Origin of the sequence: Streptomyces huasconensis, from assembly GCF_021028635.1 — a bacterium.
GTDB classification, from domain to species: Bacteria; Actinomycetota; Actinomycetes; order Streptomycetales; family Streptomycetaceae; genus Streptomyces; species Streptomyces huasconensis.
In genome coordinates this window covers 562,900-587,159 of the sequence record NZ_CP086119.1, presented here as the reverse complement: position 1 = coordinate 587,159, position 24,260 = coordinate 562,900, and the positions used below count along the sequence as shown (strand labels likewise).

Annotated in this window: 20 protein-coding genes and 1 pseudogene; 16 read left to right on the top strand and 5 right to left on the bottom strand. The window is 72.9% G+C overall.

The annotated features are described in order from the left end of the window. Window positions 1–16: 16 nt before the first annotated feature. From J2N69_RS02580 to J2N69_RS02510, 15 genes are read left to right on the top strand one after another with little or no spacing between them, the layout of a single operon-like run. Complete coding sequence (locus tag J2N69_RS02580; protein WP_230899248.1) at window positions 17–2,197, top strand: bi-domain-containing oxidoreductase; 2,181 nt, start codon at window positions 17–19, stop codon at window positions 2,195–2,197. Further along, window positions 2,194–4,188 (top strand): heparinase II/III family protein, encoded by a 1,995-nt coding sequence (locus tag J2N69_RS02575; RefSeq protein ID WP_230899247.1) that lies wholly within the window; start codon window positions 2,194–2,196, stop codon window positions 4,186–4,188. Before J2N69_RS02580 ends, J2N69_RS02575 begins: the two co-directional genes overlap by 4 nt. Before the next feature lie 8 nt (window positions 4,189–4,196). Then, window positions 4,197–5,717: a right-handed parallel beta-helix repeat-containing protein gene (locus J2N69_RS02570; protein WP_408056663.1), complete on the top strand. Its 1,521-nt coding sequence runs from the start codon at window positions 4,197–4,199 to the stop codon at window positions 5,715–5,717. A 1-nt stretch (window position 5,718) separates the two neighbouring features. Further along, the gene (locus J2N69_RS02565) at window positions 5,719–6,972 is read left to right on the top strand and encodes an O-antigen ligase domain-containing protein (RefSeq protein ID WP_230899246.1); all 1,254 of its coding nucleotides are present in this window, start codon (window positions 5,719–5,721) and stop codon (window positions 6,970–6,972) included. An 11-nt stretch (window positions 6,973–6,983) separates the two neighbouring features. Beyond that, window positions 6,984–8,216, top strand: a complete 1,233-nt coding sequence (locus J2N69_RS02560) for a glycosyltransferase (RefSeq protein ID WP_230899245.1) — start codon at window positions 6,984–6,986, stop codon at window positions 8,214–8,216. Further along, window positions 8,213–9,448, top strand: a complete 1,236-nt coding sequence (locus tag J2N69_RS02555; protein WP_230899244.1) for a class I SAM-dependent methyltransferase — start codon at window positions 8,213–8,215, stop codon at window positions 9,446–9,448. Before J2N69_RS02560 ends, J2N69_RS02555 begins: the two co-directional genes overlap by 4 nt. Then, entirely contained in the window at window positions 9,445–10,239 is a 795-nt protein-coding gene (locus tag J2N69_RS02550; protein WP_230899243.1) for a glycosyltransferase family protein, read from the top strand. Before J2N69_RS02555 ends, J2N69_RS02550 begins: the two co-directional genes overlap by 4 nt. Further along, complete coding sequence (locus J2N69_RS02545) at window positions 10,236–10,898, top strand: PIG-L deacetylase family protein (protein ID WP_230899242.1); 663 nt, start codon at window positions 10,236–10,238, stop codon at window positions 10,896–10,898. The genes J2N69_RS02550 and J2N69_RS02545 overlap by 4 nt, the downstream gene beginning before the upstream one ends. Window positions 10,899–10,901: 3 nt before the next feature. Next, entirely contained in the window at window positions 10,902–11,927 is a 1,026-nt protein-coding gene (locus tag J2N69_RS02540) for an NAD-dependent epimerase/dehydratase family protein (protein ID WP_230899241.1), read from the top strand. Then, window positions 11,915–13,204, top strand: coding sequence for a DUF4910 domain-containing protein (locus J2N69_RS02535; protein ID WP_230899240.1), 1,290 nt, complete (start codon window positions 11,915–11,917; stop codon window positions 13,202–13,204). Before J2N69_RS02540 ends, J2N69_RS02535 begins: the two co-directional genes overlap by 13 nt. Before the next feature lie 5 nt (window positions 13,205–13,209). Then, window positions 13,210–14,523: an MATE family efflux transporter gene (locus J2N69_RS02530; RefSeq protein WP_408056662.1), complete on the top strand. Its 1,314-nt coding sequence runs from the start codon at window positions 13,210–13,212 to the stop codon at window positions 14,521–14,523. Beyond that, on the top strand, window positions 14,520–15,476 hold the full coding sequence (locus J2N69_RS02525) for a glycosyltransferase family 2 protein (RefSeq protein ID WP_230899239.1): 957 nt from the start codon (window positions 14,520–14,522) through the stop codon (window positions 15,474–15,476). Before J2N69_RS02530 ends, J2N69_RS02525 begins: the two co-directional genes overlap by 4 nt. Then, the gene (locus J2N69_RS02520) at window positions 15,473–16,705 is read left to right on the top strand and encodes a polysaccharide pyruvyl transferase family protein (protein ID WP_230899238.1); all 1,233 of its coding nucleotides are present in this window, start codon (window positions 15,473–15,475) and stop codon (window positions 16,703–16,705) included. Before J2N69_RS02525 ends, J2N69_RS02520 begins: the two co-directional genes overlap by 4 nt. After that, window positions 16,702–17,253 (top strand): dTDP-4-dehydrorhamnose 3,5-epimerase, encoded by a 552-nt coding sequence (gene rfbC, locus J2N69_RS02515; protein WP_230899237.1) that lies wholly within the window; start codon window positions 16,702–16,704, stop codon window positions 17,251–17,253. Before J2N69_RS02520 ends, rfbC begins: the two co-directional genes overlap by 4 nt. Window positions 17,254–17,260: 7 nt before the next feature. Further along, window positions 17,261–18,604 carry a glutamate-1-semialdehyde 2,1-aminomutase gene (locus tag J2N69_RS02510; protein ID WP_269075589.1) on the top strand — a complete coding sequence of 448 codons (1,344 nt, stop codon included), beginning with the start codon at window positions 17,261–17,263 and terminating at the stop codon, window positions 18,602–18,604. A 42-nt stretch (window positions 18,605–18,646) separates the two neighbouring features. On the opposite strand, the gene J2N69_RS02505 is transcribed toward J2N69_RS02510, so the two are convergent. Beyond that, window positions 18,647–19,309 carry a phosphatase PAP2 family protein gene (locus J2N69_RS02505; protein WP_230899236.1) on the bottom strand — a complete coding sequence of 221 codons (663 nt, stop codon included), beginning with the start codon at window positions 19,307–19,309 and terminating at the stop codon, window positions 18,647–18,649. Window positions 19,310–19,485: 176 nt separating this feature from the next. Here J2N69_RS02505 and J2N69_RS02500 point away from each other — a divergent pair, with 176 nt between their 5' ends. Next, window positions 19,486–19,920 (top strand): VOC family protein, encoded by a 435-nt coding sequence (locus tag J2N69_RS02500; protein ID WP_230899235.1) that lies wholly within the window; start codon window positions 19,486–19,488, stop codon window positions 19,918–19,920. Window positions 19,921–19,988: 68 nt separating this feature from the next. Here J2N69_RS02500 and J2N69_RS02495 read toward each other — a convergent pair whose 3' ends face one another. The 4 genes and pseudogenes from J2N69_RS02495 to J2N69_RS02480 all read right to left on the bottom strand — a co-directional run bounded on the left by J2N69_RS02495 (window position 19,989) and on the right by J2N69_RS02480 (window position 24,161). Continuing rightward, window positions 19,989–20,354 carry a cupin domain-containing protein gene (locus tag J2N69_RS02495; RefSeq protein ID WP_230899234.1) on the bottom strand — a complete coding sequence of 122 codons (366 nt, stop codon included), beginning with the start codon at window positions 20,352–20,354 and terminating at the stop codon, window positions 19,989–19,991. Window positions 20,355–20,725: 371 nt separating this feature from the next. Next, window positions 20,726–21,835, bottom strand: coding sequence for an NAD(P)-binding domain-containing protein (locus J2N69_RS02490; RefSeq protein WP_230899233.1), 1,110 nt, complete (start codon window positions 21,833–21,835; stop codon window positions 20,726–20,728). A 52-nt stretch (window positions 21,836–21,887) separates the two neighbouring features. Then, a pseudogene (locus tag J2N69_RS02485) lies at window positions 21,888–23,094 on the bottom strand (LLM class flavin-dependent oxidoreductase). 2 nt (window positions 23,095–23,096) lie between these two features. After that, window positions 23,097–24,161 carry an ABC transporter substrate-binding protein gene (locus tag J2N69_RS02480; protein ID WP_230899232.1) on the bottom strand — a complete coding sequence of 355 codons (1,065 nt, stop codon included), beginning with the start codon at window positions 24,159–24,161 and terminating at the stop codon, window positions 23,097–23,099. Window positions 24,162–24,260 lie beyond the last annotated feature (99 nt).

The window sequence follows — 24,260 nt, the reverse complement described above, 5'->3', positions numbered from 1 at the left end:
AACAAGAGGAGTTCGGGTGAAGCAGGTCGTACAGAACTACAAGAGCGGCGAGTTGGCGGTGCTCGACGTGCCGGTGCCGGGGTGCAAGCCGGGCGGTGTACTGGTCCGCAGCCTCTACTCGCTGATCTCCACCGGCACCGAGCTGATGAAGGTGTCCGAGGCGGGCATGTCGATGGTGGGCAAGGCCCGCTCCCGGCCGGACCAGGTGGCGAAGGTCATGCAGAGCGTGGCCACCAACGGGGTGCCCGCCACCTACCGCAAGGTGATGGGGAAGCTCGACTCCTACACGCCGCTCGGCTACTCGCTGTGCGGGGTGGTCGAGCAGGTCGGCGCCGGGATCGACGGCGTGAAGGCCGGCGACCTCGTGGCCTGCGCGGGCAACGAACACGCGCTGCACGCCGAGGTGAACTGGGTGCCGAAGAACCTCTGCGCCCCGGTGCCGGACGGCCTCGCACCGCGCCACGCGGCGTTCGGCACCGTCGGGTCGATCGCCCTGCAGGGTGTGCGGCGGGGCGAGTCGCAGCTCGGCGATGTGGCGCTGGTCATCGGCCTCGGGCTGATCGGGCAGCTCGTGGTGCAACTCCTGACCGCCTCCGGAGTCCGCGTCGTCGGCGTCGACCCCGCCCCGGACCGCTGCGAACTGGCGGAGCGCCTCGGCGCCGCGGCCTGCGGCGACCCCTCCTCGCCTGCCGTGGAAGCGGCCGTCGCCGAGCTGACCGACGGCCACGGCGTGGACCAGGTGTACCTGGCCGCGGGCGGCGGCAGCAACGAACCCGTCGAGCTGGCCGCCCGGCTCTGCCGCGACCGCGGCCGGGTCGTCGACATCGGCAAGTGCCGCCTGGACCTGCCGTGGAACGCGTACTACGAGAAGGAGCTGGACGTCCGGTTCTCCCGCAGCTACGGCCCCGGGCGCTACGACCCGGAGTACGAGCTGGAGGGACGGGACTACCCGATCGGCTACGTCCGCTGGACCGAACGCCGCAACCTGGCGTGCTTCCTCGACCTCGTCGCCCGCGGCCGTGTCGACGTGGAGCCCCTCATCTCCCACATCGCCGACTTCGACGACGCGGTGGCCACGTACGAGCGCCTGAAGGACGGCGACTTGAAGGCGGTGGCGGTGCTGTTCCGCTACCCCGGACAGACGGGGGAGGCGCAGACAGCGGCCCCTTCGGTGACCGTGCCCGCCGTGACCGCGCGGCGGAGTCCGGCACGGGCCGCCAGGCCACCGGTACGCGTCGCTTTCGTCGGCGCGGGGAACTACGCGACGTCGATGCTGCTGCCCCACCTCGCACAGCGCGACGGCGTCACCTTGTCGACCGTCGTCACCACGACGGCGCTCTCCGCGGCCAACGCGAAGCGGAAGTTCGGCTTCGCCGAGGCGACCACCGATCTCGACGCCGTCCTCGGCGACGACTCCATCGACGCGGTGTTCGTCGTCACCCGGCACAGCTCACACGCCGAACTGACCCGCAAGGCACTGCTCGCCGGGAAGGCGGTGTTCGTCGAGAAGCCGCTCGCCCTCACCGAGGACGAACTGACCGGCGTGCTCGCCGCCGTGGAGGAGTCCGGCAACGACCGGCTCCAGGTCGGCTTCAACCGCCGGTTCGCACCGCTGCTGCGGGAGGCCCGGCAGCGGTTCGGCACCCGCAGCGGACCGGCGAACCTCCGGTACCTGGTCAACGCGGGCCGCCTCCAGCACGGCAGCTGGTACCTCCGCCAGGGCACCGAGGGGTCGCGGTTCGCCGGTGAGGGCGGGCACTTCATCGACACGGCGAGCTGGCTGCTGGGCGCCGACCCGGACTCGGTGTACGCGGTCGCCACGCCCGGCCACGAGGACCTCCACGCCGTGCTGCGCTACCCGGACGGGTCCACCGCCACCCTCAGCTATGTCACCACGGGCCCGGCCGGCTTCCCCAAGGAGACACTGGACCTCGTCGCGGACGGTCGCGCGCTGCGGCTCGACGACTTCGTCCGCGCCTCCGTCCACGACAGCCGCAAGCGGTGGGTCAGTTCCCGGCTCCCCAAGGCCAGGGACAAGGGCCAGAACGCCGAACTGGCCGCGTTCGTCAAGGCCGTGCGGACCGGCGGACCCATGCCCGTGCCGCTGGAGTCGCTGGTCGCCACCACAGCGGCCACCCTCGCCGTCCGGACCGGCCTGGCGAGCGGCGCGCCGGTGACGCTGACGAGGGCGCGATGACCGTGAGCGCGGGGAGCGCGGGCTGGTACCTGCGGCGGCTCTCCCGGATGGGCCCGCGTGAGGTCGCGGGCCGGGCGGGCGACGCGGTGCGCAGACGGCGGTGGCGGTCGGCGCGGCCGAGCCGCCCGAGCGTGACCGGCGCCCGGTTCACCGCGGTCCTGCCCGCCGGGGCGATCGCCGCGGTCCCGCCGGACGCCGCGAAACGTCTCGTCGCCGAGGCGGACCGGCTGATGGCCGGGCACATCGAGTACTTCGGGGTGGCCCGCGACGACCTGGCCGACCCGGACTGGTGGTACGACCCGAAGACCGGACGCCGGGCCCCGTGGGGGTACGCCTTCGACGTGCCGTACCGGGACGAGGACGTGATCGGGGACATCAAGCAGATCTGGGAGCTGTCCCGGCACCAGTACCTCACGGTGCTCGCCGCCGCCTACGCGGTCACCGGGAACGACCGGTACGCCGAGCGCGTGGCCGAGCACCTGCGCGCGTGGTGGTCGGCGAACGCGCCGCTGCGCGGGGTGCACTGGATCAGCGGCATCGAGCTGGGCATCCGGCTGCTGTCCTGGGTGTGGGTCCGCCGGCTGCTCGACGGCTGGCCGGGCGCGGCGGAGCTGTTCGAGGACAACCCGGTGGCGCACAGCCAGATCTACCACCACCAGCGCTGGCTGGCCGCCTTCCCCAGCCGGGGGTCGTCGGCGAACAACCACGTCATCGCCGAGGCCGCCGGGCAGGCCGCCGCGGCCTGCGCGTTCGGGTGGTTCCCCGCCTCGGCGCGCTGGCGGGCGGATGCGCTGCGGTCACTGGAGCGGCACCTGGGCGGCAACACCTTCGCCTCGGGCCTCAACCGCGAGCTGGCCACCGAGTACCACGGCCTGGTGCTGGAGCTGGGGCTCGCCGCGGTGGCCGAGGCGGACGCGGCGGGCGTACCGGTCCCCGCCCCGGTCCGGTCGACGCTGCTGCGGATGACCGACGCGCTCGCGGCCGTCGTCGACAACCGGTTGCGGCCACCCCGCCAGGGGGACGCGGACGACGGCCACGGCCTGGTCCTGGACGGTACGGGAACCGACCGCTGGGCCTCGCTCCTCGCCACCGGGGACGCCGTGTTCGGCCGTCTCGACTGGTGGCCGGAGGTGACCGGCACCGATGTACGCACCCCGCTGCTCGCCGCGCTCATCGAACCCGCTCACCTGCCGGTCTCCCGCCCGGCGAGCCGACCGGACCACTTCGCCGACGCGGGGCTCACCATCCTGCGCGGCCCGGACCTGCGCGGCCCGAAGGAGATCTGGTGCCGCTGCGACGGCGGTCCGCACGGCTTCCTGTCCATCGCCGCGCACGCCCACGCGGACGCGCTGTCCGTGGAGGTGCGGCACGACGGGGTCGACGTGCTCGCCGACCCGGGGACGTTCTGCTACCACGGGCAGCCCGTGTGGCGGCAGTACTTCCGGTCGACCCTCGGCCACAACACGCTGCAACTGGACGGCGTCGACCAGTCCGTCTCCGGTGGCCCGTTCCTGTGGACCCGGCATGCGCGCAGCCGCGTCCTGGCCGCGGACACAGCGGGCCCAGCGAACACAGCGGGCGCCTCCGGCCAGGCCGTGGCCCGCTGGTGCGCCGAGCACGACGGATACGCGCCCTCCGTACACCGCCGCCGGGTGGAACTGGCCGCTGCCCAGCGGGAGTTACGCGTGATCGACGAGGTGCGCGGCCCCCGTCGCTCCGTGCGCCTGGCGTTCCACCTCGGCCCGGCGATCACCGCGGAACTGGCGGGGGACCGGGCCGTGCTCACCTGGAACCGGGACGGGGAGGACCGCTCCGCCGTGCTGGACCTGCCCGGGCAACTGAGCTGGCGGGCACACCGCGGGGAGACCGAGCCGCCGCTGGGCTGGTACTCCGCGGGGTTCGGCCGCAAGGAACCCGCCACCACGCTGCTGGGCACCGGTGTCACCGACGGCGCCGAGGGATTCACCACCGTACTCAGGTTCCGGGACTAGGGGGACGCGTGGGAAAGACGTGGCGGAAGTGGGGGCTTCCGGTGGTGGCGCTGGCGCTGCTGGCGGCCGGCTGCGAGCGCACGCCGGACACCCCGGACGCCAAGGCGCGGCCGACCGCCGCGCCGGCCGCGCCCGTGGCCCGGGTGTGCGCCGAGCCTGCCGCCGGACCGGCGAAGGCACCGGCGGGCGCGGTGACCGTCGACCCCGCGAAGGTCGGTGACCTGGCCGCCAAGACGAAGAACAGCCCGCCCCGCACCACGTTCTGGCTCCGCCCGGGCAAGCACCGGCTCGCATCGGACCGCTACGCCCAGGTCATCCCGAAGAACGGCAACCGCTACCTCGGCGCGCCGGGCGCGGTGCTCGACGGCCGGAAGACCAACCAGTACGCGTTCGGCGGCACCGCCCGCGACGTCACCATCCGCCACCTGACCGTGCAGCGCTTCGTCGCGCCGCCCGACGAGGGCGTGGTCAACCACGACTCGGCCGACGGGTGGGTGATCGAGCACGCGACCATCCAGTACAACTCCGGTGCCGGGCTGATGGCCGGTGCCCGCCAGCGGGTCCGCGCCAGCTGCCTGCGCGAGAACGGCCAGTACGGCATGAACGCGTACAAGGCCAGAGGGAAGATCAGCGGCCTGGTGGTCGAGGGCAACGAGATCGTCGGCAACAACACCGGCGACTGGGAGCGGCGGCGCAAGGGCTGCGGCTGCACCGGAGGCATCAAGTTCTGGGCCGTCGACGGGGCCGACGTGCGCGGCAACTGGGTGCACGACAACCGCGGGACCGGGCTGTGGGCGGACACCAACAACAACGACTTCCGCGTCGAGGGCAACCTCCTGGAGGCCAACGACGGTGCCGCGCTGATCTACGAGACCAGCTACAACGCGGTCATCCGGAAGAACACGATCCGGCGCAACAACTGGGTCGAGGGCCGCAGATACGCCGACCGCGGCGACACCTTCCCCTTCGCGACCGTCTACGTGTCCGAGTCCGGCGGCGAACCACGCGTCAAGGCCCGCACCGACAAGATCGAGATCCACCGGAACGTGCTGGAGGACAACTGGTCCGGGATCACCCTGTGGGAGAACGCCGACCGCTTCTGCAACAGCCCGGCCAACACCTCCTCCGGCGACTGCACGCTGCTGGTGAAGGACACCGACCGCTGCGCGCGCCCGGCGATCGCCAAAGCGCCGCTGTACGCCGACTGCCGGTGGAAGACCCAGCGGGTGGACATCCACGACAACCGTTTCGTGCTCGACAAGTCGACTGTCGACTGCACGGTGAAGTGCGACCGCATGGCGGTCCTGGCCAACTACGGCACCTACCCCGACTGGTCGCCGTACCAGGGCGAGCGGGTGGCCCGGGCGATCACCCGCAAGCAGCACAACCGCTGGCACGACAACACCTACGTCGGACCCTGGAAGTTCGTGGCCCACGACCCGAGCCGGGTGCTCGACTTCGGGCAGTGGCAGGGCGATCCGTACCGGCAGGACGCGGGCAGCACCTTCCGCGCGCGGGACGGTGGTTGAGATGCGCACCGGCCCCATACCTGACACGGACCGCACGCCGCCGAAGACCGTCGGAGCGGTCTGGGGACTGCTCGTCCTCAACACGCTCGGCTCCACCGGGGCGAAGACCATCGTCCCGCTGCCCCGCTCCCTCATCCAGATGGTCACCATGGGCGCGCTGGTCGCCGCGTTCACGCTGGCGCTCGCGGTCAACCTCCGGCTGCGCGTCCGCCCCAGCGCCTACGTCTTCCTGCTCACCCTGCTGCTCGTACCGAGCGTGATCTCCAGCGCGGACCTGGGGTCCGGGTTCGGCGCGCTGTTCCGCTGCGCCCGCCTCGCCCTCTTCGTGGGCACGCTGTGGCTGCTCAGCCGCTGGTGGGACGGCGGCGTCACGTTCGTCCGGCACCACATCCGGATGTACTTCGCGGTGCTCGGCTCGGTCGCCGTCGGACTGGCCGTCTCGCCGGGCGCCGCCCTGCCCGACCTGTACGGCGGACGGCTCGTCGGCGCGCTGTGGCCGCTCACCCCGCCGCAGATCGGACAGTACGCCGCGGTCGTCATCGGCCTCACCGTCCTGCTCGTCCTCGGCCGCCGGACCGACAAGGGCAGCGCGGCGGTGGTCATCGTGCCGTCACTCGTCCTGCTCGCCCTGACCCACACCCGTACGGCCACGCTCGGCCTGCTCGTCGGGCTCGCGGCCGCGATCGGCTCGCTCGTGCTGACCAGCGCCGCCGCCCGCCGCTTCTTCGCCTGGGCGGTGCTGGGCGCCGTGGTGGCCGGGGTGGGGTTCGCCGCCGCGCTGCGGGCGTGGTTCCTGCGCGGCCAGAGCCAGGAGCACTTCACCAGCCTCACCGGCCGGGAGAAGGTGTGGGACGCCCTGTTGGCGGCGCCCCGGACGACCTCGGAGCAGCTGTTCGGCATGGGCCTGGGCGACAAGTCCTTCGGCGGGCTGCCGATCGACAACAGCTGGCTGGCCGTCTACCACGAGCAGGGCCTGACCGGAGCCGCCATCGTGGCGGCGATCATCGTCGTCCTCGCCGGTGTCGCACTGCTGCGCCCGCCGTCGCTGTCGCGGGCCTGCGCGATCTTCCTGATCGGCTACTGCGCCATCGCGTCGTACACCGAGGCCGGGCTCGGCGACGCCTCGCCGTATCTGCTGCATCTGGCCGTGGCCGCCTCCCTGTTGGCGGCACCCGCCGCGGCCCCGCCTCCGGCGACGCCCGAAGCCCCTCGACGACGTGTCCCGCGCTGGGCCCCGAGATCGGAGATGACCTGAGGATGCACGGCATGCACGTGTTGGTGGTGCACAACCGCTACGCCTCGGCGCAGCCGAGCGGCGAGAACAAGGTCGTCGACCAGGAGGTGGAGCTGTTGCGGGCGGCGGGCCACCGGGTCGAGGTGTTCGAGCGGCGCAGCGACGACATCGCCGCCCGGTCCCTCCCCGCCAAGGCCGCCGTACCGCTCCTCGTACCGTGGAATCCCGCGGTCCGCGCGGAACTCGCCGCCCGGCTGCGCGCCGCGCTGCCCGACGTGGTCCACGTCCACAACGTCTTCCCGCTCCTGTCGCCCGCGGTCCTCGCCGCCTGCGCCGACGCGGGCGTGCCCGCCGTCGCCACGCTGCACAACTACACCCAGGTCTGCCCGCCCGGCACACTCCAGCGGGCCGGCCGGCCGTGCACCGAGTGCGTCGGGTCGGCGGCGCCGCTGCCCGCCGTCCGGCACGGCTGCTACCGCGGCTCACGTCTGGCCACGGTGCCGCTCGCGGTCAGCATGGCGGTCAACCGGCGGCGCTGGTGGACCGGCGTGGAGCGGTTCCTGTGCATCTCCGCCGCGCAGCGCGACGTGCTGGTACGGGCGGGCATGCCCGGCGAACGCCTCGCGGTGAAGCACAACTTCGTGCCCGACCCCGCCCCCGACGACCGCCGATCGGCCCCCGGCGAGCATCTGCTCTACCTCGGCCGCCTCGCGGAGACCAAGGGCGTACGGCTGCTCATGGCCGCCTGGGACGAGATCGCCGCCGACGGCGGTGTGGGCGTACCGCTGGTGATCGCGGGCGCCGGGCCGCTGGAGCGTGAGGTGACCGCCTGGGCGTCGGGCCGGGACGACGTGCGCTGCGTCGGCCTGTTGGACACGGCGGAGTGCCGACGGGCCATCGCTCGGTCGGTCGCCGTGGTGGCTCCCTCGACGTGGCTGGAGGCGTTCGGCCTGGTGGTCGTGGAGGCGATGGCGGCCGGGGTCCCGGCCGTCGCCGCCGGCCACGGCGCCTTCGTCGAGCTGGTCGAGGACGGGGTGGCCGGGCTGCTGCACCGCCCGGGCGACCCGGTCTCGCTCGCGGCGTGCCTGCGCCGCGTCACGGCCGACCCGGACCGCAACCAGCGGATGGGGCGGGCGGCCCGGCGCCGTTACGAGCAGGACTTCAGCCCGGCCGTCGGGCTGGAGCGCCTGGTGGAGGAGTACCGCACCGCGATCGCGGCGCGGACGCAACCAAGGGGGACGGAAACCATGGGGGGCAGCACATGACACGATGCCGACTCTGCGGCTCGGCGGCGATGGCGAGCGTCGTCGATCTCGGGGCGACGCCACCGTGCGAGAGTTTTCTCGCCGCGGACCAACTCGATCTGCCGGAGCCCGCGTACCCGCTGCACCTGCGGGTCTGCACCGACTGCTGGCTCGCGCAGATCCCTCCGCTGATCACGCCGGAGGAGACGTTCAGCGAGTACGCGTACTTCTCCTCCTTCTCGACGTCCTGGGTGGAGCACGCGCGCACGTTCGTCGCCGACGCCGTGCGCAGGCTTCCGCTCGGCCCCGACGCGTTCGTGGTCGAGGTGGCGAGCAACGACGGGTACCTGCTGCGGCACCTCGTGGACCGGGACATCCGCTGCCTCGGCATCGAGCCGTCGGTGAACGTCGGCGCCGCGGCGCGGGACGCGGGCGTGCCCACGCTCACCGCGTTCCTGGACCCGGCCACCGGCGCCGCCGTCCGCGAGGAGCACGGCCCGGCGGACCTGGTCGTGGCCAACAACGTGTACGCGCACATCCCCGACGTGGTCGGGTTCACGCGAGGGCTGCGCACCCTGGTCGCCGACGACGGCTGGGTCTCCATCGAGGTGCAGCACCTGCTGACCCTGATCGAGGAGAACCAGTACGACACGATCTACCACGAGCACTTCCAGTACTACACCGTCGCCTCCGCGACCCGGGCGCTCGCGAGCGGTGGACTGACGCTCGTGGACGTCGAGTTGCTGCCCACGCACGGCGGCTCCATCCGCCTGTGGGCCCGGCCCGCCGAGGTGGCGGGCGAGCCCTCCCAGCGGGTCGCCGACGTACTGGACCGGGAGAAGGCCGCCGGGCTCCAGGAGCTGTCCGGGTACACCGAGTTCTCCGCCCGCGTGGCCAAGGTGCGCCGGGACCTCCTCACGTTCCTCATCGAGGCCGCCGAGCGCGGCGAGACGGTCGTCGGGTACGGCGCCCCGGGCAAGGGCAACACCCTGCTCAACCACTGCGGCATCCGGCCCGACCTGCTCCCGTACACCGTCGACCGCAACCCCTACAAACACGGCAGGTTCACCCCGGGCACCCGCATCCCGATCCTGCCGCCCGAGCGGATAGCCGCCGACCGGCCGGACTACGTCCTCGTCCTGCCGTGGAACCTGCGGGCCGAGCTGGTCGAGCAACTGTCCTACGTGCACGACTGGGGCGGCCGCCTTGTCTTCCCCATCCCGGAACTGAGCATTGTCGAGGTCGAGCGATGAAGGTCGTACTGTTCTGCGGCGGTTACGGGATGCGGATGCGCAACGGCGCCGCTGACGACGTGCCCAAGCCGATGGCGATGGTCGGGCCGCGGCCGCTGATCTGGCACGTCATGCGCTACTACGCGCACTTCGGGCACACGGAGTTCATCCTGTGCCTCGGCTACGGCGCCCACCACATCAAGGACTTCTTCCTCCGCTACGAGGAGACGACGTCCAACGACTTCGTGCTGCGGGGCGGGAAGACCGAGCTGCTGTCCACCGACATCTCGGACTGGACGATCACGTTCGCGCAGACCGGCATCGAGTCCCCCATCGGGGAACGGCTGCGCCGGGTGCGGCACCACCTGGACGGCGACGAGATGTTCCTCGCCAACTACGCCGACGTCCTCACCGACGCCCCGCTGCCGGAGATGATCGACCGGTTCGCCCGGCGCGACGCCGGCGCGTCGATGATGGTGGTGCCGCCGCAGTCCTCGTTCCACTGCGTGGAGCTGGGCGAGGACGGGCTGGTGGGCGGCATCACCGCGGTGAGCGACCTGCCGCTGTGGGAGAACGGCGGCTACTTCGTGCTCCGCCAGGAGGTCTTCGACCACATCCCGGAGAACGGGGACCTCGTCGCCGACGGATGCGCACAACTGGCCAAGCAGGGACGCCTGGTGGCGCACCGGCACCGCGGCTTCTGGAAGCCGACCGACACCGTGAAGGAGCGCGCCGCGCTCGACGCCGCCTACGCCCAGGGCGACCGGCCGTGGGCCGTGTGGGAACGGGACACCGCGCGGGTGAGCGCGTGATCGGGCTCGGCGCCGGGCGCCTGCACCGGATCGCCGCCGTGGGCGCGCACTGCGACGACATCGCCATCGGCGCCGGCGGCACCCTGCTGACGCTCTGCCGCGCACACCCCGGCATCCGCGTCGACGCGCTGGTGCTCTCCGGCGGCGGCAGCGAGCGGGAAGAGGAGGAACAGGCCGCGCTCACCGCGTTCTGCCCCGGCGCCGACCTGCGGCTGACCGTGCTCAAACTGCCGGACGGCCGCATGCCGACGCACTGGGACGAGGCCAAGGCCGCGGTCGAGGAACTGCGCGGGCAGACCGACCCCGACCTGATCCTGGCCCCGCGCACCGACGACGCGCACCAGGACCACCGCGGCCTGGCGCAGTTGGTCCCCACCGCGTTCCGCGACCACCTCGTGCTCGGCTACGAGATCGTCAAATGGGACGGCGACCTCGGCCGCCCGGCGGCCTACCAGCCGCTGACGCCACGGACCGCCGAGCAGAAGGTGCGGCTGCTCCAGGACCACTACCCGTCACAGCGGCACCGGCCCTGGTACGACCGGGAGGCCTTCCTCGGCCTCGCCCGGATTCGCGGCATCGAATGCCACGCGCGCTACGCCGAGGCGTTCGCCGTCACCAAACTCACGCTCGATCTCGGCACTCTTGACCTGGGAGACTGAACCTTGCGCGTACTACTGACCGGCCATCAGGGCTACCTCGGCACGGTGATGGCCCCGGTCCTCACGGCCGCCGGACACGACGTCGTCGGCCTCGACTCCGGCCTGTTCGCCGACTGCGTCCTCGGCCCGCCGCCCGCCGACCCGCACGGGCACCGGGTGGACCTGCGCGACGTCACCGCCGACCACGTGGCCGGGGTGGACGCCGTGATCCACCTGGCCGCGCTCTCCAACGACCCCCTGGGCTCGCTGGCGCCCGACCTCACCTACGACATCAACCACCACGCCTCCGTACGCCTGGCCCGGCTGGCCCGCGACGCCGGGGTACGGCGCTTCCTGTACGCGTCCACCTGCTCGGTCTACGGCGCCGCCGGCGGCGGAGACCTGGTGGGCGAGGACGCCCCGCTGCGCCCCGTGACGCCGTACGCGGAGTCCAAGGTGCGCGTGGAGGACGACCTGCACGCCCTGGCCGACGACGACTTCACCCCGGTGTTCATGCGCAACGCCACCGCCTTCGGCTACTCGCCCCGGCTGCGCGCCGACATCGTCCTGAACAACCTGGTGGGGCACGCGCTGCTCTCCGGTGAGGTGCTCGTCCTCTCCGACGGCACCCCCTGGCGCCCGCTGGTGCACGCCGCCGACATCGCGCGGGCCTTCGCGGCCGCGCTGACCGCGCCGCGCGACACCGTGCACGACCGCGCGTTCAACATCGGCAGCGAGACCAACAACGTCACGGTCGCCGACATCGCCGAACAGGTCGCGGAGGCGGTGACCGGCGCGAAGGTGGTGATCACCGGGGAGACCGGCGCCGACCCGCGCTCCTACCGCGTGGACTTCTCCCGGTTCCGCGCCGCGATACCCGGCTTCGAGTGCGCATGGACGGTCACGCGGGGAGCACTCGAACTCGCCGACGCCTACCGGAAGTTCGGCCTCACGCAGGACGACTTCGAGCAGCGCTTCACCCGGCTCGCCGTGCTGCGCGCCGCGTCCGACGCGGGCACCGTCGACGACACGCTGCGGTGGCGCCGGTGACCGGGGCCGTCTGCGGTGAGGAGATGTACGCGCTGGTGAAGCGGTTGTACCCGCTGTGCAGGAGCATCACCGGTGACGGGGTGCGGGCCACCCTGAAGATCGTCGACGAGTACCTTCCGCTCCAGCTGCACGAGGTGCCCACCGGGACGCAGGTGCTCGACTGGACGGTGCCCCAGGAGTGGAACATCCGGGACGCGTACATCGCCGACGCCTCCGGAAAACGGGTCGTCGACTTCGCCGCGTCCAGCCTGCACGTCCTCGGCTACAGCGTGCCGGTGTCCGAGACCATGCCCCTGTCCGAGCTGCGGGCACACCTGCACACGCTGCCGGACCACCCCACCTGGGTGCCGTACCGCACCAGCTACTACAAGCCGGACTGGGGTTTCTGCCTCTCCCAGGAAACCTTGGACGCGCTGCCGGACGGCGAGTACGAGATACGTATCGACTCCACCCTCGCCGACGGACACCTCACCTACGCCGAACACGTGGTCCCCGGCCAGGTCCCCGACGAGGTGATCGTCTCCTGCCATGTGTGCCACCCGTCGCTGGCCAACGACAACCTGGCGGGCATCGCGGTGGCGACCTACCTGGCGCGGGCGCTGGCGGAGCAGACGCCGTACTACACCTACCGGTTCATCTTCGCCCCCGGCACCATCGGCGCGATCACCTGGCTGGCCCGCAACCAGGAGCGGGTGGAACGGGTCAAACACGGGCTCGTCCTGGCCTGCGCGGGGGACTCGGGACGGCTGACGTACAAGCGGAGCAGGCGCGGTGACGCGGAGATCGACCAGGTGATGCGGCACGTACTGACCGCCTCCGAACGTCCGCACGAGATACGGGAGTTCACTCCGTACGGCTATGACGAACGGCAGTACTGCTCGCCCGGTTTCGACCTCGGCGTGGGCTCGCTCAGCCGTACGCCGTACGCCGGTTACCCCGAATACCACACGTCGGCGGACAACCTCGACTTCGTCTCCCCGGAGGCGATGGCGGACACCCTCGCCGTCTGCCGCGAGGCGTTCACCGTCCTCGACCGCAACCGCCGGTACCTCAACCTCAGTCCCTACGGCGAACCACAGCTCGGCAGGCGCGGGCTGTACGACTCGCTCGGCGGCCGCAGCGACGCGAAACAGGCGCAGATGGCGATGCTCTGGGTGCTCAGCCTCTCCGACGGCGCGCACAGTCTGCTGGACATCGCCGAGCGGGCCGGGCTGCCGTTCGACACCGTCACCGCCGCGGCCGACGCCCTGCGCGGCGCCGGACTCGTCAAGGCGTGACGCCGATGACCACCGGGCGGGAGAAGGCGGCAGGGGAGGAGACGGTGCGGGAGGAGGCGGCGCGGCCCGCCGCCAAGCGGGCCATGCTCGGCCGGCTGTCCTGGGGCCTCGCCGACCAGGCGGCCTCCAGCATGACCAACTTCGCGGTGGGCATCTACGTCGCACGCTCGCTCGGCCTAGCCGCGTTCGGCGTCTTCAGCCTGGCCTGGGTGACCTACGGCGTGGTGCTCAGCGTCTCCCGCGGCCTCGCCACCGACCCGCTCGTGGTGCGCTTCAGCGGCGTACCGGACGCCTCCTGGCGCGGGGCGGTGGCCCGCTCCTCGGGCGCAGCGCTCGGCGTCGGAGGCGCCATCGGCGCGGCCTGTCTGGTGGCGGGGCTAGCCCTCGGCGGCTCCGTGGGGCCCGCCTTCGCCGCTCTTGGCGCCGTACTGCCGGGGCTGCTGCTCCAGGACGCCTGGCGGTACTCGTTCTTCGCCGCCGGGAACGGGCGCAAGGCGTTCGTCAACGACCTCGTGTGGGGCGCCGCACTCGTCCCCGCCATGGTGATCGCCGCCCGTGTGGACACCGTGGCCGCCTTCGTGCTCGCCTGGGGCGCGTCCGCCGCGGTGGCCGCGCTCTACGGCTGCCTCCAGTCCCGGGTCCGGCCCCGCCCGACCGGTGCCCGCGAGTGGCTGCGCGCGCACCACGACCTCGGCTACCGGTACGTGGCCGAGAACGTCAGCACCAGCGGCGCGAGCCAGCTGCGGGCCTACGGGCTCGGCGCGATCGTCGGGGTCGGCGCGGTCGGCGCGATCCGGGGCGCCGAACTCCTGCTCGGCCCCTTCCTCGCCGTGCTGATGGGCCTCTCGCTGGTCACCGTCGCGGAGGCGGCCCGCGTACTGCGGCAGGCCCCGCACCGCCTCGGCCTGTTCTGCCTCGTCCTGGGCGGCGCGCAGGCCGTCGCCGCACTGCTCTGGGGCGCGGCGCTCCTCCTCGTACCGGACCGGGCGGGCGCGTTCGTGCTCGGCGACGTCTGGAGCACCGCCTCCGAACTCATCGTCCCGGCCACGCTCGGCGTCGCGGGCGCGGGCCTCGGCACCGGCGCCGCGGCCGGGCTGCGCGCGCTCGCCGCGGCCCGCCGCAGCCTGCGCGGCCAGCTGTTCGCCTCCGCCTGCTACGTCGGCGGCGGCCTCGGCGGCGCGGCCGTGGCCGGCACGGTCGGCTCCGCCTGGGGCGTCGCCGCCGCGACCCTCGGCGCCTCGGCCGTGTGGTGGCTGCACCTGCGGGCCGCCCTGCGCGAGCACCACCAGAACCCCCTTCCCGAAGTGAGGACACCATGACCGCCCCACCGCGGTTGAGCATCGGCCTGCCCGTGTACAACGGCGAGGAGTACCTCGCCGAGTCGCTCGACGCCCTGCTCGGCCAGACCTACGAGGACTTCGAACTCGTCATCACCGACAACGCCTCGACCGACGGAACGCAGGACCTCTGCCGCAAGTACGCCGCGCGCGACTCCCGCATCCGCTACATCCGGCTGCTCCGGAACATCGGCGCCGCCCCCAACCACAACTACGTCTTCACCCAGTGCCGCGGCGAACTGTTCAAGTGGGCCTCGCACGACGACCTGTACGCCCGGGACCTGCTGCGACGCTGCGTCGAGGTGCTGGACGAGCGGCCGGAGGTGGTCCTCGCGCACAGCGGCCAGGCGGTCATCGACGGCGACGGCCAGGTGAAGGTCCCCTACGAATACGGGCTCGCCACCGACTCGCCACACGCACCGGAGCGCTTCCGCAGCCTGCTGTTCGAGCCCGGCGGCGACGACTTCTACGGGGTGATGCGGGCCGACGTGCTGCGCCGGGTGAAACCGCACGACAGCTACCACCACGCGGACCGCACGTTCGTCGCCGAGATCACCCTGCACGGACCCTTCCACCAGGTCCCCGAACTGCTGTACTTCCGCCGCGACCACCCCACCCGCGCCGAGCGGGCCAACCCCTCGAAGCGCTCCCGGTGCGTCAACCTCGACCCGCGCCGGGCGGGCCCGCTGCACCCGACGCCCCGGCTGCTCGCCGAGTACGTCTGGGGCTTCGCCTCGGCGATCCGGCGGGCGCCGCTCTCCTCGGCCGACCGGCGCGCGTGCTACGGCCACCTGGCCGCGTGGCTGACCAGCCGGGCCCGGCCGGGCGCCGGGGAGCGGGTCGAGGACCGCGCGCCGGTCGACCCGGCCCGGCTCACCGTCTCCGTCGACGCCCTCGTCGCCGGGCGCGAAGGCCGTGCGGGGAGGCAGGCGTGACCGCTGCCCGCGTCGGGCTCTTCGGCCTGCTCGGTTCCGGCAACCTCGGCAACGACGGGTCGCTCGAAGCGGTGCTCGGGTACCTGCGCGCCGCACACCCGGAGGCGGCCGTCGACGCGCTGTGCGGCGGCCCCGAGACCGTCACGGCACGGTACGCGATCCCCGCGACCCGGCTGCACTGGTACCGGGGGGAGTACCGCACCGCGTCACGCGCGGGCGCGCTCGCGGGCAAGTGCCTCGGCAAAGTCGTCGACGCCGTCCGCACCGCCGCCTGGGTGCGCCGGCACGACGTGGTGATCGTCCCCGGCATGGGCGTCCTGGAGGCCACGCTGCCGCTGCGGCCGTGGGGTTTCCCGTACTCCCTGTTCCTGCTCTGCGCGTCCGGCCGGCTCCTCGGCACCCGGGTCGCGCTGGTCGGTGTCGGCGCCGCCCCGATCGGCAACCGGGCCACCCGGACCCTGGTGCGCTGGTCGGCGCGGCTGGCCGCCTACCGGTCGTACCGCGACGCCCCGTCCCGCGACGCGATGCGGGCGATGGGTGTGGACACCGCGCGGGATGAGGTCTACCCGGACCTCGCGTTCGCCCTGCCCGCACCGCCGGGGAGCGCGCCCCCGCGTCCGCCGGGCCGGCCGGGTGCGGTCTGCGTCGGCGTCATGGCCTTCCACGGCGGTGACGACGACCGCGCCCGAGCCGAGGAGATCCACCGCCGCTACCTCGACGGGACGACCCGGTTCGTCCGCGCGCTGGCCGCGGACGGCAGGCCGGTGCGGCTGCTCACCGGCGACGCGTGCGACGCGCCGGTGGTCGCCGCCATCCTCGCCGCGGTGGACTCGCCGCTGGTCACCGCGGCCGAGACCGCCTCGCTCGCCGACCTGATGAAGGAGACGGCGGCCGCCGACACCGTCGTGGCGACCCGCTACCACAACCTGGTCTGCGCCCTGAAGACCGGCACCCCGACGCTGGCGCTGAGCTACGCGGCCAAGAGCGACGCGCTCATGGACCGGATGGGCCTTGCCGCGTACTGCCACCCGGCGCGCGAGGTCGACGCCGACCGGCTGCTCGCGCAGTTCCGTGAGCTGGAGCGGCGGTCGGCGGAGCTGCGGCAGACCCTCACCGAGCGGAACCGCACCGCTGAACGACAACTCAGGGGCCAGTTCGCGCAGTTGACCGCGGCCCTGTTCCCCACCACCAACCCCGCGCGGGCCCAGATCCGGCAGGAGACACCATGAAAGCCACCGAAGTCCCCAAGATCGCGGGCGCGTTCCTCTTCGAACCCACGCCGTACGCCGACGAACGCGGCTTCTTCTGCCGCACCTTCGACGCCGACGTGATCCGCTCGGTGGGCCTCGACCCGGCCGGCTTCGTCCAGGACAGCCTGTCCCGCTCGGTCCGGGGCGTGCTGCGCGGGCTCCACCTGCGCTCCGGCGCCGGCGAGGCCAAGCTGGTGCGGTGCTCGTACGGGAAAATCTTCGACGTCGTCGTGGACCTGCGGCCGGACTCGCCGACGTACCGCAACCGGGCCTTCTTCGAGCTGTCCGGCGAGACGCAGAGAACCCTGTACGTCCCGGCGGGATGCGCGCACGGCTTCCAGGCGCTGACCGAGACCGCCGACATCGCCTACCGGATCGACCGCCCGCACGATCCGGCCGAGGACGTGACGATCGCCTTCGACGACCCGGACCTCGCCATCCCCTGGCCCCTGCCGGTCACCTCGATGTCCCAGCGGGACCGGGAGGCGCCCAGCCTCGCCGAGGCCCTCAAGCGCGTGGAGAGTTGAGGCCGACGTGAACACCGAACAGGGCACGCCGCCCGAGGAGTTCGCCCTGCCCCGGTCACGGCGGGCGAACGAGCGGCTGCACGCCATGATCCCCGGGGGCGCGCACACCTACGCCAAGGGCGACGACCAGTACCCCGAGCACCTGGCCCCGGTCATCAGCCACGGCCAGGGCGCCCACGTGTGGGACGTCGACGGCAACCGCTACATCGAGTACGGCTCCGGGCTGCGGTCGGTCAGCCTCGGCCACGCCCACCCGCGCGTGCTCGAAGCGGTCCGGCGGGAGATCGGGCGCGGCGGCAACTTCGTCCGGCCGTCCATCGTGGAGGCCGAGGCCGCGGAACGCTTCCTCGCGACCGTGCCCACCGCCGAAATGGTGAAGTTCGCGAAGAACGGCTCCGACGCCACCACCGCCGCGGTGCGCCTCGCCCGCGCCGTCACCGGCCGCCCGCGGGTGGCGGTCTGCGCCGACCACCCCTTCTTCTCCGTCGACGACTGGTTCATCGGCACCACACCGATGTTCGCAGGCATCCCGGCGGCGACCACCGACCTCACCCTGTCCTTCCCGTACGGCGACCTGGCCGCCACGGAGGAGCTGCTCACCCGCCACCCCGGCGCCATCGCCTGCCTGATCCTCGAACCCGCCACCCATACCGAGCCTCCACCGGGCTACCTCGCGGGGTTGCGCGAGCTGGCCGACCGGCACGGCTGCGTCCTGATCTTCGACGAGATGATCACCGGCCTGCGCTGGTCCGAGGCGGGCGCGCAAGGGCTGTACGGCGTCGTCCCCGACCTCTCCACGTTCGGCAAGGCGCTGGGCAACGGCTTCGCCGTCTCCGCGCTGGCCGGACGCCGCGACCTGATGGAGCGGGGCGGCCCGCGCCACTCCCACGAGCGGGTGTTCCTGCTGTCCACCACGCACGGCGCGGAGACGCACTCCCTGGCCGCCGCGATGGCCGTCCAGGCCACTTACGTCGAGGAGGGCGTCACCGCGCGCCTGCACGCCCTCGGGGAGCGGCTGGCCGCCGGGGTCCGCGAGGCGGCGGCCGCCATGGGCGTCGGCGACCACGTCCTCGTCCGGGGCCGGGCCAGCAACCTGGTCTTCGCCACCCTCGACGAACACGGGCGGCCGTCGCAGCCGTACCGCACGCTGTTCCTGCGCCGGCTCCTCATGGGCGGGGTGCTCGCCCCGTCGTTCGTGGTGAGCAGCGCGCTCGACGACGCCGACATCGATCAGACCGTCGCGGTGGTGGCGCAGGCGTGCGCGGTGTACCGGAAGGCGCTGGACGCCGGTGACCCCACGCCCTGGCTCGGCGGGCGGCCGGTGAAACCCGTGTTCCGCCGCACCGGCTGAAGTGACGTGGCGTCAGGAGCGGTCGGGCCGACCGGCGTCGGCCTAGTCCGCCGACCGACCGGCGACCCGGCCGGCCGCCCCGTCGACCAGCCACGCGGTCGCCGGTACCACCGCCGGCGCGGTGCACCAGCCGCCGAGGACGTCGGTCGGGTAGTGCGCGCCCAGCACGACCTGCGCCCAGCCCATGGCGGCGCCGGCGACGAGCGCCGAGGCGAGCACGAGTACGGTGCCGGTCATCCTTCCGAGACCCAGCCGTCCGGTGGCGACCAGTGCCACCGCGAGCGCGAGCGCCGTGAGGAAGGCGGTGTGCCCGCTCGGGTAGGACAGATTGCCGTCTCCGTGGATGGTGCGTCCCACCAGTGGCTTGAGCAGCTTCGTCGCCCCCACGGCCAGACCGGGGCCGACCACCACGAGCACCGCCGCGCGAGGGCACCGGAGCAGCAGGCAGCCCGTCACGGCGACCGCGACCAGCGCCGCCGCGCCCACGGGCTCTCCCAGGAAGTCCGTGGCCAGGGCGACACCCCGCCACGGCGACCTCACGCCCTCCACCGCGGCCCAGATCCGCGCGTCCACCGCGCCGGGCCGACGGTCATCGGCGTACAGGACCCCCAGCGCGACGACCAGCAGGGCGGCGAGGCCCCCGATCGGCCCGAGCCACCCGCGCAACGGCGCCGGCAGCAAGGCGGGCGTCGGCCGACCGGTCACAGGCCCGCCGCGCCCCACCGGACCGACGTCCGCGGCCGTTCCGCCCAGGCGATCCAACGCGTACCCCCGTGGTGTACCGGTCGCCCTGCGGCGGCCGTGAGCCTCTGCTCCACACCCTAGCCAACAACCTCCGGGTGCCAGGCGGTCGTTGGGGACGGTCCTGCTATGGTGCGCCGATGTCTTCGATCAAGAAATTCCAGGTCACCTTCGACTGCGCGGAGCCCGAACGCGTCGCTCGTTTCTGGTGCGAGGTGCTGGGGTACGTCGCACCGCCGCCGCCGGAGGGTTTTCCGACGTGGGACGAGTACAACCGCTCCCTGCCCGCCGAGGAACGGGGTGCATGGTTCGCGTGCAGCGACCCGTCGGGCGTCGGCCCGCGCCTGTACTTCCAGCGCGTACCGGAAGGGAAGGTCGCCAAGAACCGGGTGCACCTCGACGTGCGCGTCGGTACCGGGCTCGTGGGCGACGAGCGCCTCGCCGCGCTGGAGGCCGAGCGCGACCGGCTGGTCGCGCTCGGCGCGGTCTGCGTGCAGGTGCTGCCCGCCGACGAGGAGAACGAGTCGTGCATCGTGATGCAGGACATCGAGGGCAACGAGTTCTGCCTCGACTGAGCGTCTTTCCCCACGGTGGGCCGGGCGGGCGGCGGAATTGATGGGCGGGCGCGCCCGACGCGCGCCCGTCAGCCTCCTTGCGCCTTGATGTGCTCGACCACCCTGTCGAAGTCCTTTGCCGGCGAGAAGTCGATGTACTCGCAGTCCTCGAGCGCCAACGGTGCGTGGCCGGGCGACCAGTAGAAGGCGTCACCCGCCTCGTAGGTCTCGTCGCCGTCCGGCGTCCGCATCTTCAGCCGTCCCTTGAAGAGATAGCCCCAGTGCGGGCACGGGCAGAGGTCACCCGCCAGACCCTTGAGGGCGGGCCCCATGTCGGTGCCCTCGGGAAACCTCACGAAGGCGACGGACATGTCTCCGCCGATGTCCTGAACACGCAGCTCCACACCGTCCCCTTCGATGGCGACGGGAATGTCATCGCGCTTGGTCGCTTTCATGGCTCCTCCACGCTCACCTGCTGAGGAACACCCGGGAGGACCTTCTCTCTCCAGCCTGGACCCACGAACGCCGCGGCGCGATATCTGCGGGTCACTTCAGGGCCAACTCCGCGGGCCGACGGCCGCCACCGTCAGCAACCCCCTACTTCACGCCGGCCTTCGGCACGCTGACCGTGCGCCCCTCCAACTGGTCGAAGCGAGGCGGCAGGCCCGGCTGCGCCCCGGTGACCTGGTGGCGCTGTTCGGACTCGCCAGCGGCGCCGCGGCCGGGATGGTGCTCGTCGAGTGGTGACCCGGCATCACACGTGTGACGTCGAGAGACCGGTGCCGGCCACCCGCCGTCCCCGAGAACCGGCCCGGCCACGAGGCGGTCAGACCGCGACCGGCGCCCCCTCCAGCAGCCGACGGATGTCACGCACCGCCGCGCGCCCCGCGCGGTTGGCGCCGATCGTGCTGGCCGAGGGCCCGTACCCCACCAGGTGGACGCGGGGGTCGGCGGCCGCCCTGGTGCCCTCCATGCGGATGCCGCCGCCCGGCTCGCGCAGCCGCAGCGGGGCCAGGTGGTCGATCGCCGCGCGAAAGCCCGTGGCCCACAGGATGACGTCCGCGTCGACGCGCCGCCCGTCGTCCCACTCGACACCGACCGGTGTGATCCGGTCGAACATCGGCAGCCGGTCGAGGATCCCGTCGGCCCGCGCCCGCCGGATCGCGTCGTTCACCGGCAGCCCGGTCACCGACACCACGCTGCGCGGCGGCAGCCCCTGACGTACCCGCTCCTCCACCATGGCGACCGCGGAGCGTCCCCAGTTCTCGTCGAACGGACCCTCGCGGAACACCGGCGGGCGCCGGGTGACCCAGGTGGTCTGCGCCGCGTACGGAGCGATCTCCATCAGGTGCTGCGTGCCCGACGCGCCCCCGCCGACGACGATCACCCGCTGACCGGCGAACGCCTCGGGGCCGGGGTAGACCGCGGTGTGCAACTGCCGTCCGCGGAACGTGTCCTGGCCCGGATAGCGCGGCCAGAACGGCCGGTCCCACGTGCCTGTCGCGTTGATCAGCGCGCGCGTCGACCAGGTGCCGGCCGAGGTCTCCACGAGCAGCCGCCCGCCCTCGCCCTCCCGCACCTCGCGTACGTCGACGGGGCGCCGCACCCGCAGGTCGAAGCGGTCCTCGTACGCCGTGAAGTACTCCCCGATCACCTCCGAGGACGGGCGCGCGGGGTCGGCGCCGGTCAGCTCCATGCCGGGGAGGGCGTGCATGCCGTGCACCTTGCCGTACGTCAGCGAGGGCCACCGGAACTGCCAGGCGCCGCCGGGCCCGGGCGCGTGATCGAGGACCACGAAGTCCCGGCCCGGCGCGAAGCCCACCCGCCGCAGGTGGTAGGCGCTGGAGAGGCCGGCCTGACCCGCGCCGATGACCACCACGTCCACGTCGTGCGCCGCCGCGGCGGCGACCGTGTCTCGTACCCCGATGTAGTTCACAGTTCTACTAACTGTGTCGGGGGTCGAGATCTTCCCGGTGGCCCTCCGCCGCTCAGCGTCCGCCCGCCACCAGCAGCGGAGCACCGCCGGGAGCCGACGCGGGGCGGCCGTTCGCCGCGGGCACCCCGGTGAGCGGCGAGGCGGGGATGCGGGCCAGCAGGCCGCGCCGCGCCAGGTCGGGGATGACGCCCTCGCCGAACCAGTACGCCTCTTCGAGGTGCGGGTAGCCGGACAGCACGAAATGCTCGATGCCGAGCGCGTGGTACTCCTCGATCCGGTCGGCGACGTCCGCGTGACTGCCGACGAGGGCGGTGCCCGCGCCCGCGTACGAGGCCGACCCCGGCCCAGAGGTTCGGCGCGATCTCCAGCTTGTCGCGGGAGCCGCCGTGCAGCGCCAGCATCCGCTGCTGGCCGACCGACTCGCTGCGGCCGAGCGCCTCCTGGGCCGCGGCGATCGTGTCCGGGTCCAGGTCGTCCAGCAGCCGGTTCGCGGTCGCCCACGCCTCGGCCGAGGAGTCGCGGGAGATGGTGTGCAGCCGGATGCCGAAGCGGACGGTGCGCCCCTCCCGCTCGGCCAGCCCCCGGACCCAGTCGATCTTCTGCTCGACCTGCTCCGGAGGCTCGCCCCACGTCAGGTACACGTCCGTGTGCCGGGCCGCGACCGGACCGGCCGCCGCCGAGGAGCCCCCGAAGAAGATCTCCGGCAGCGGGTCGGGCGGCAGCGCGGTCAGCCCGCCCGCCACCTGGTAGTACTCACCGTCGAAGTCGTACGGCCGGCCGCTCCACACCCCTCGGACGACCGAGAGGAACTCATCGGTGCGGGCGTAGCGGCGGTCGTGGTCCAAGTGGTCGCCGAACCGCCGCTGTTCGGTCGCGTCGCCGCCCGTCACCACGTTGAGCAGCAGCCGCCCGCGCGTGATGCGCTGGTACGTGGCCGCCATCTGCGCCGCGAGCACGGGGGAGAGGACACCGGGACGGAAGGCGACGAGGAACTTGAGCCGCTCCGTGTGCTGCGCGAGCGCGACCGTCGTCAGCCAGGCGTCCTCGCACCAGGTGCCGGTCGGCGTGAGCACCGCCTCGAAGCCCAACTGCTCGGCGGCCTTGGCGACCTGGGCGAGGTACTCGATGTCCGGCGCGCGGATGCCGCTGACCGGGGTCACGCGGGAGCGCGTGATGCCGCCGTCGGTGTAGGCGTGCCGGTCGACGAGGGTGCGGCCGTCGCCGCCGGTCGGCAGGAACCAGTGCAGGTGGACGGTCATGGTCAGGACTCCTCGCGGTTCGTGCGCTCGTCGTACGTGCGCGGCTTGCTGGTGGAGGGCGGCAGGTCGCCGTTGAAGCGGGTGTCGACGAAGTCGCCGAAGTCGATGCGGCGCGGAATCAGCTTCAGCTCGGTGAAGGTGTCCGCGATCTTCTGTTCGGAGGCCACGGCGTTCTTGTCCACGGCCACCGGAACCCGCGTGCCGTTGGTGCGCTTGACCGCGTCGAGCGCCACCTCGTAGGGCAGGCCGGTGTCCTTCGCCCAGACCTTCGCCCACGCCCGAGGGTGTTCGTGGACCCAGTCCTGCGCCCTGCGCAGCCGCTTGAGGTAGTCGGCGACGGCCGCGGACTTCTTCTTGTCCCGCAGCGCGCCGGGCGCCGCGACCTGGAAGCTCAGGCCGTTCACGACACCGTCGCCGTCGGTCAGGACCCGGCCTTTGCCCGCCCGCAGCACCTGCGAGGTGTACGGGTCCCAGACCGCCCAGGCGTCCACCTTGCCGCCGGTGAAGGCGGCCAGCGCGTCGGCAGGTTGCAGGTATTTCACCTCGATGTCCTTGATGCCGAGGCCCGCCTTCTCCAGGGAGGCGATCAGCTGGAAGTGCGCGGACGACCCCTGGGCCACGGCGACGGACCTGCCCTTGAGGTCCCGCGGCTTCTTCAGGGGCGAGCCGTCCGGGACGAGGATCGCCTCGCCCGCCGCCGTGCCGTGTGTCGCGGCGACCACGGAGATCTTCGAGCCCGCGCCCGCCGCGAACACCGGCGGGGTGTTGCCCACCGCGCCGATGTCGACGGCCCTGGCGTTGACGGCCTCCAGGAGAGGTGGCCCGGAGGTGAAGGTCGACCAGCGGATCTTGTACGTGAGGTCGTCCAGCTCCCCGGCCGCGCGCAGCACGGCTTCGGAACCGCCGCGCTGGTCCCCGACGTTGAGGGTGAGCGACCCCTTGCCGTCGGTGCCGCCGCCCGCGCCGCCGACCGAGGTGCCGGCCGACGAGGTACCGGAGCAGGCGGCGAGCAGCAGGGCCAGGGGGAGGAGCAGGGCGGCGGGGGCGTGATGTGGTCGTCGTGGCATGGCGTGTTCCGTTCGGTCGGTCGATGCGGGAAAGGCGAGGGGAGGGGCCCGCAGAGGGCCGGCGGATAGAGCTGGCAGACGGGGCTGGCAGACGGGGCT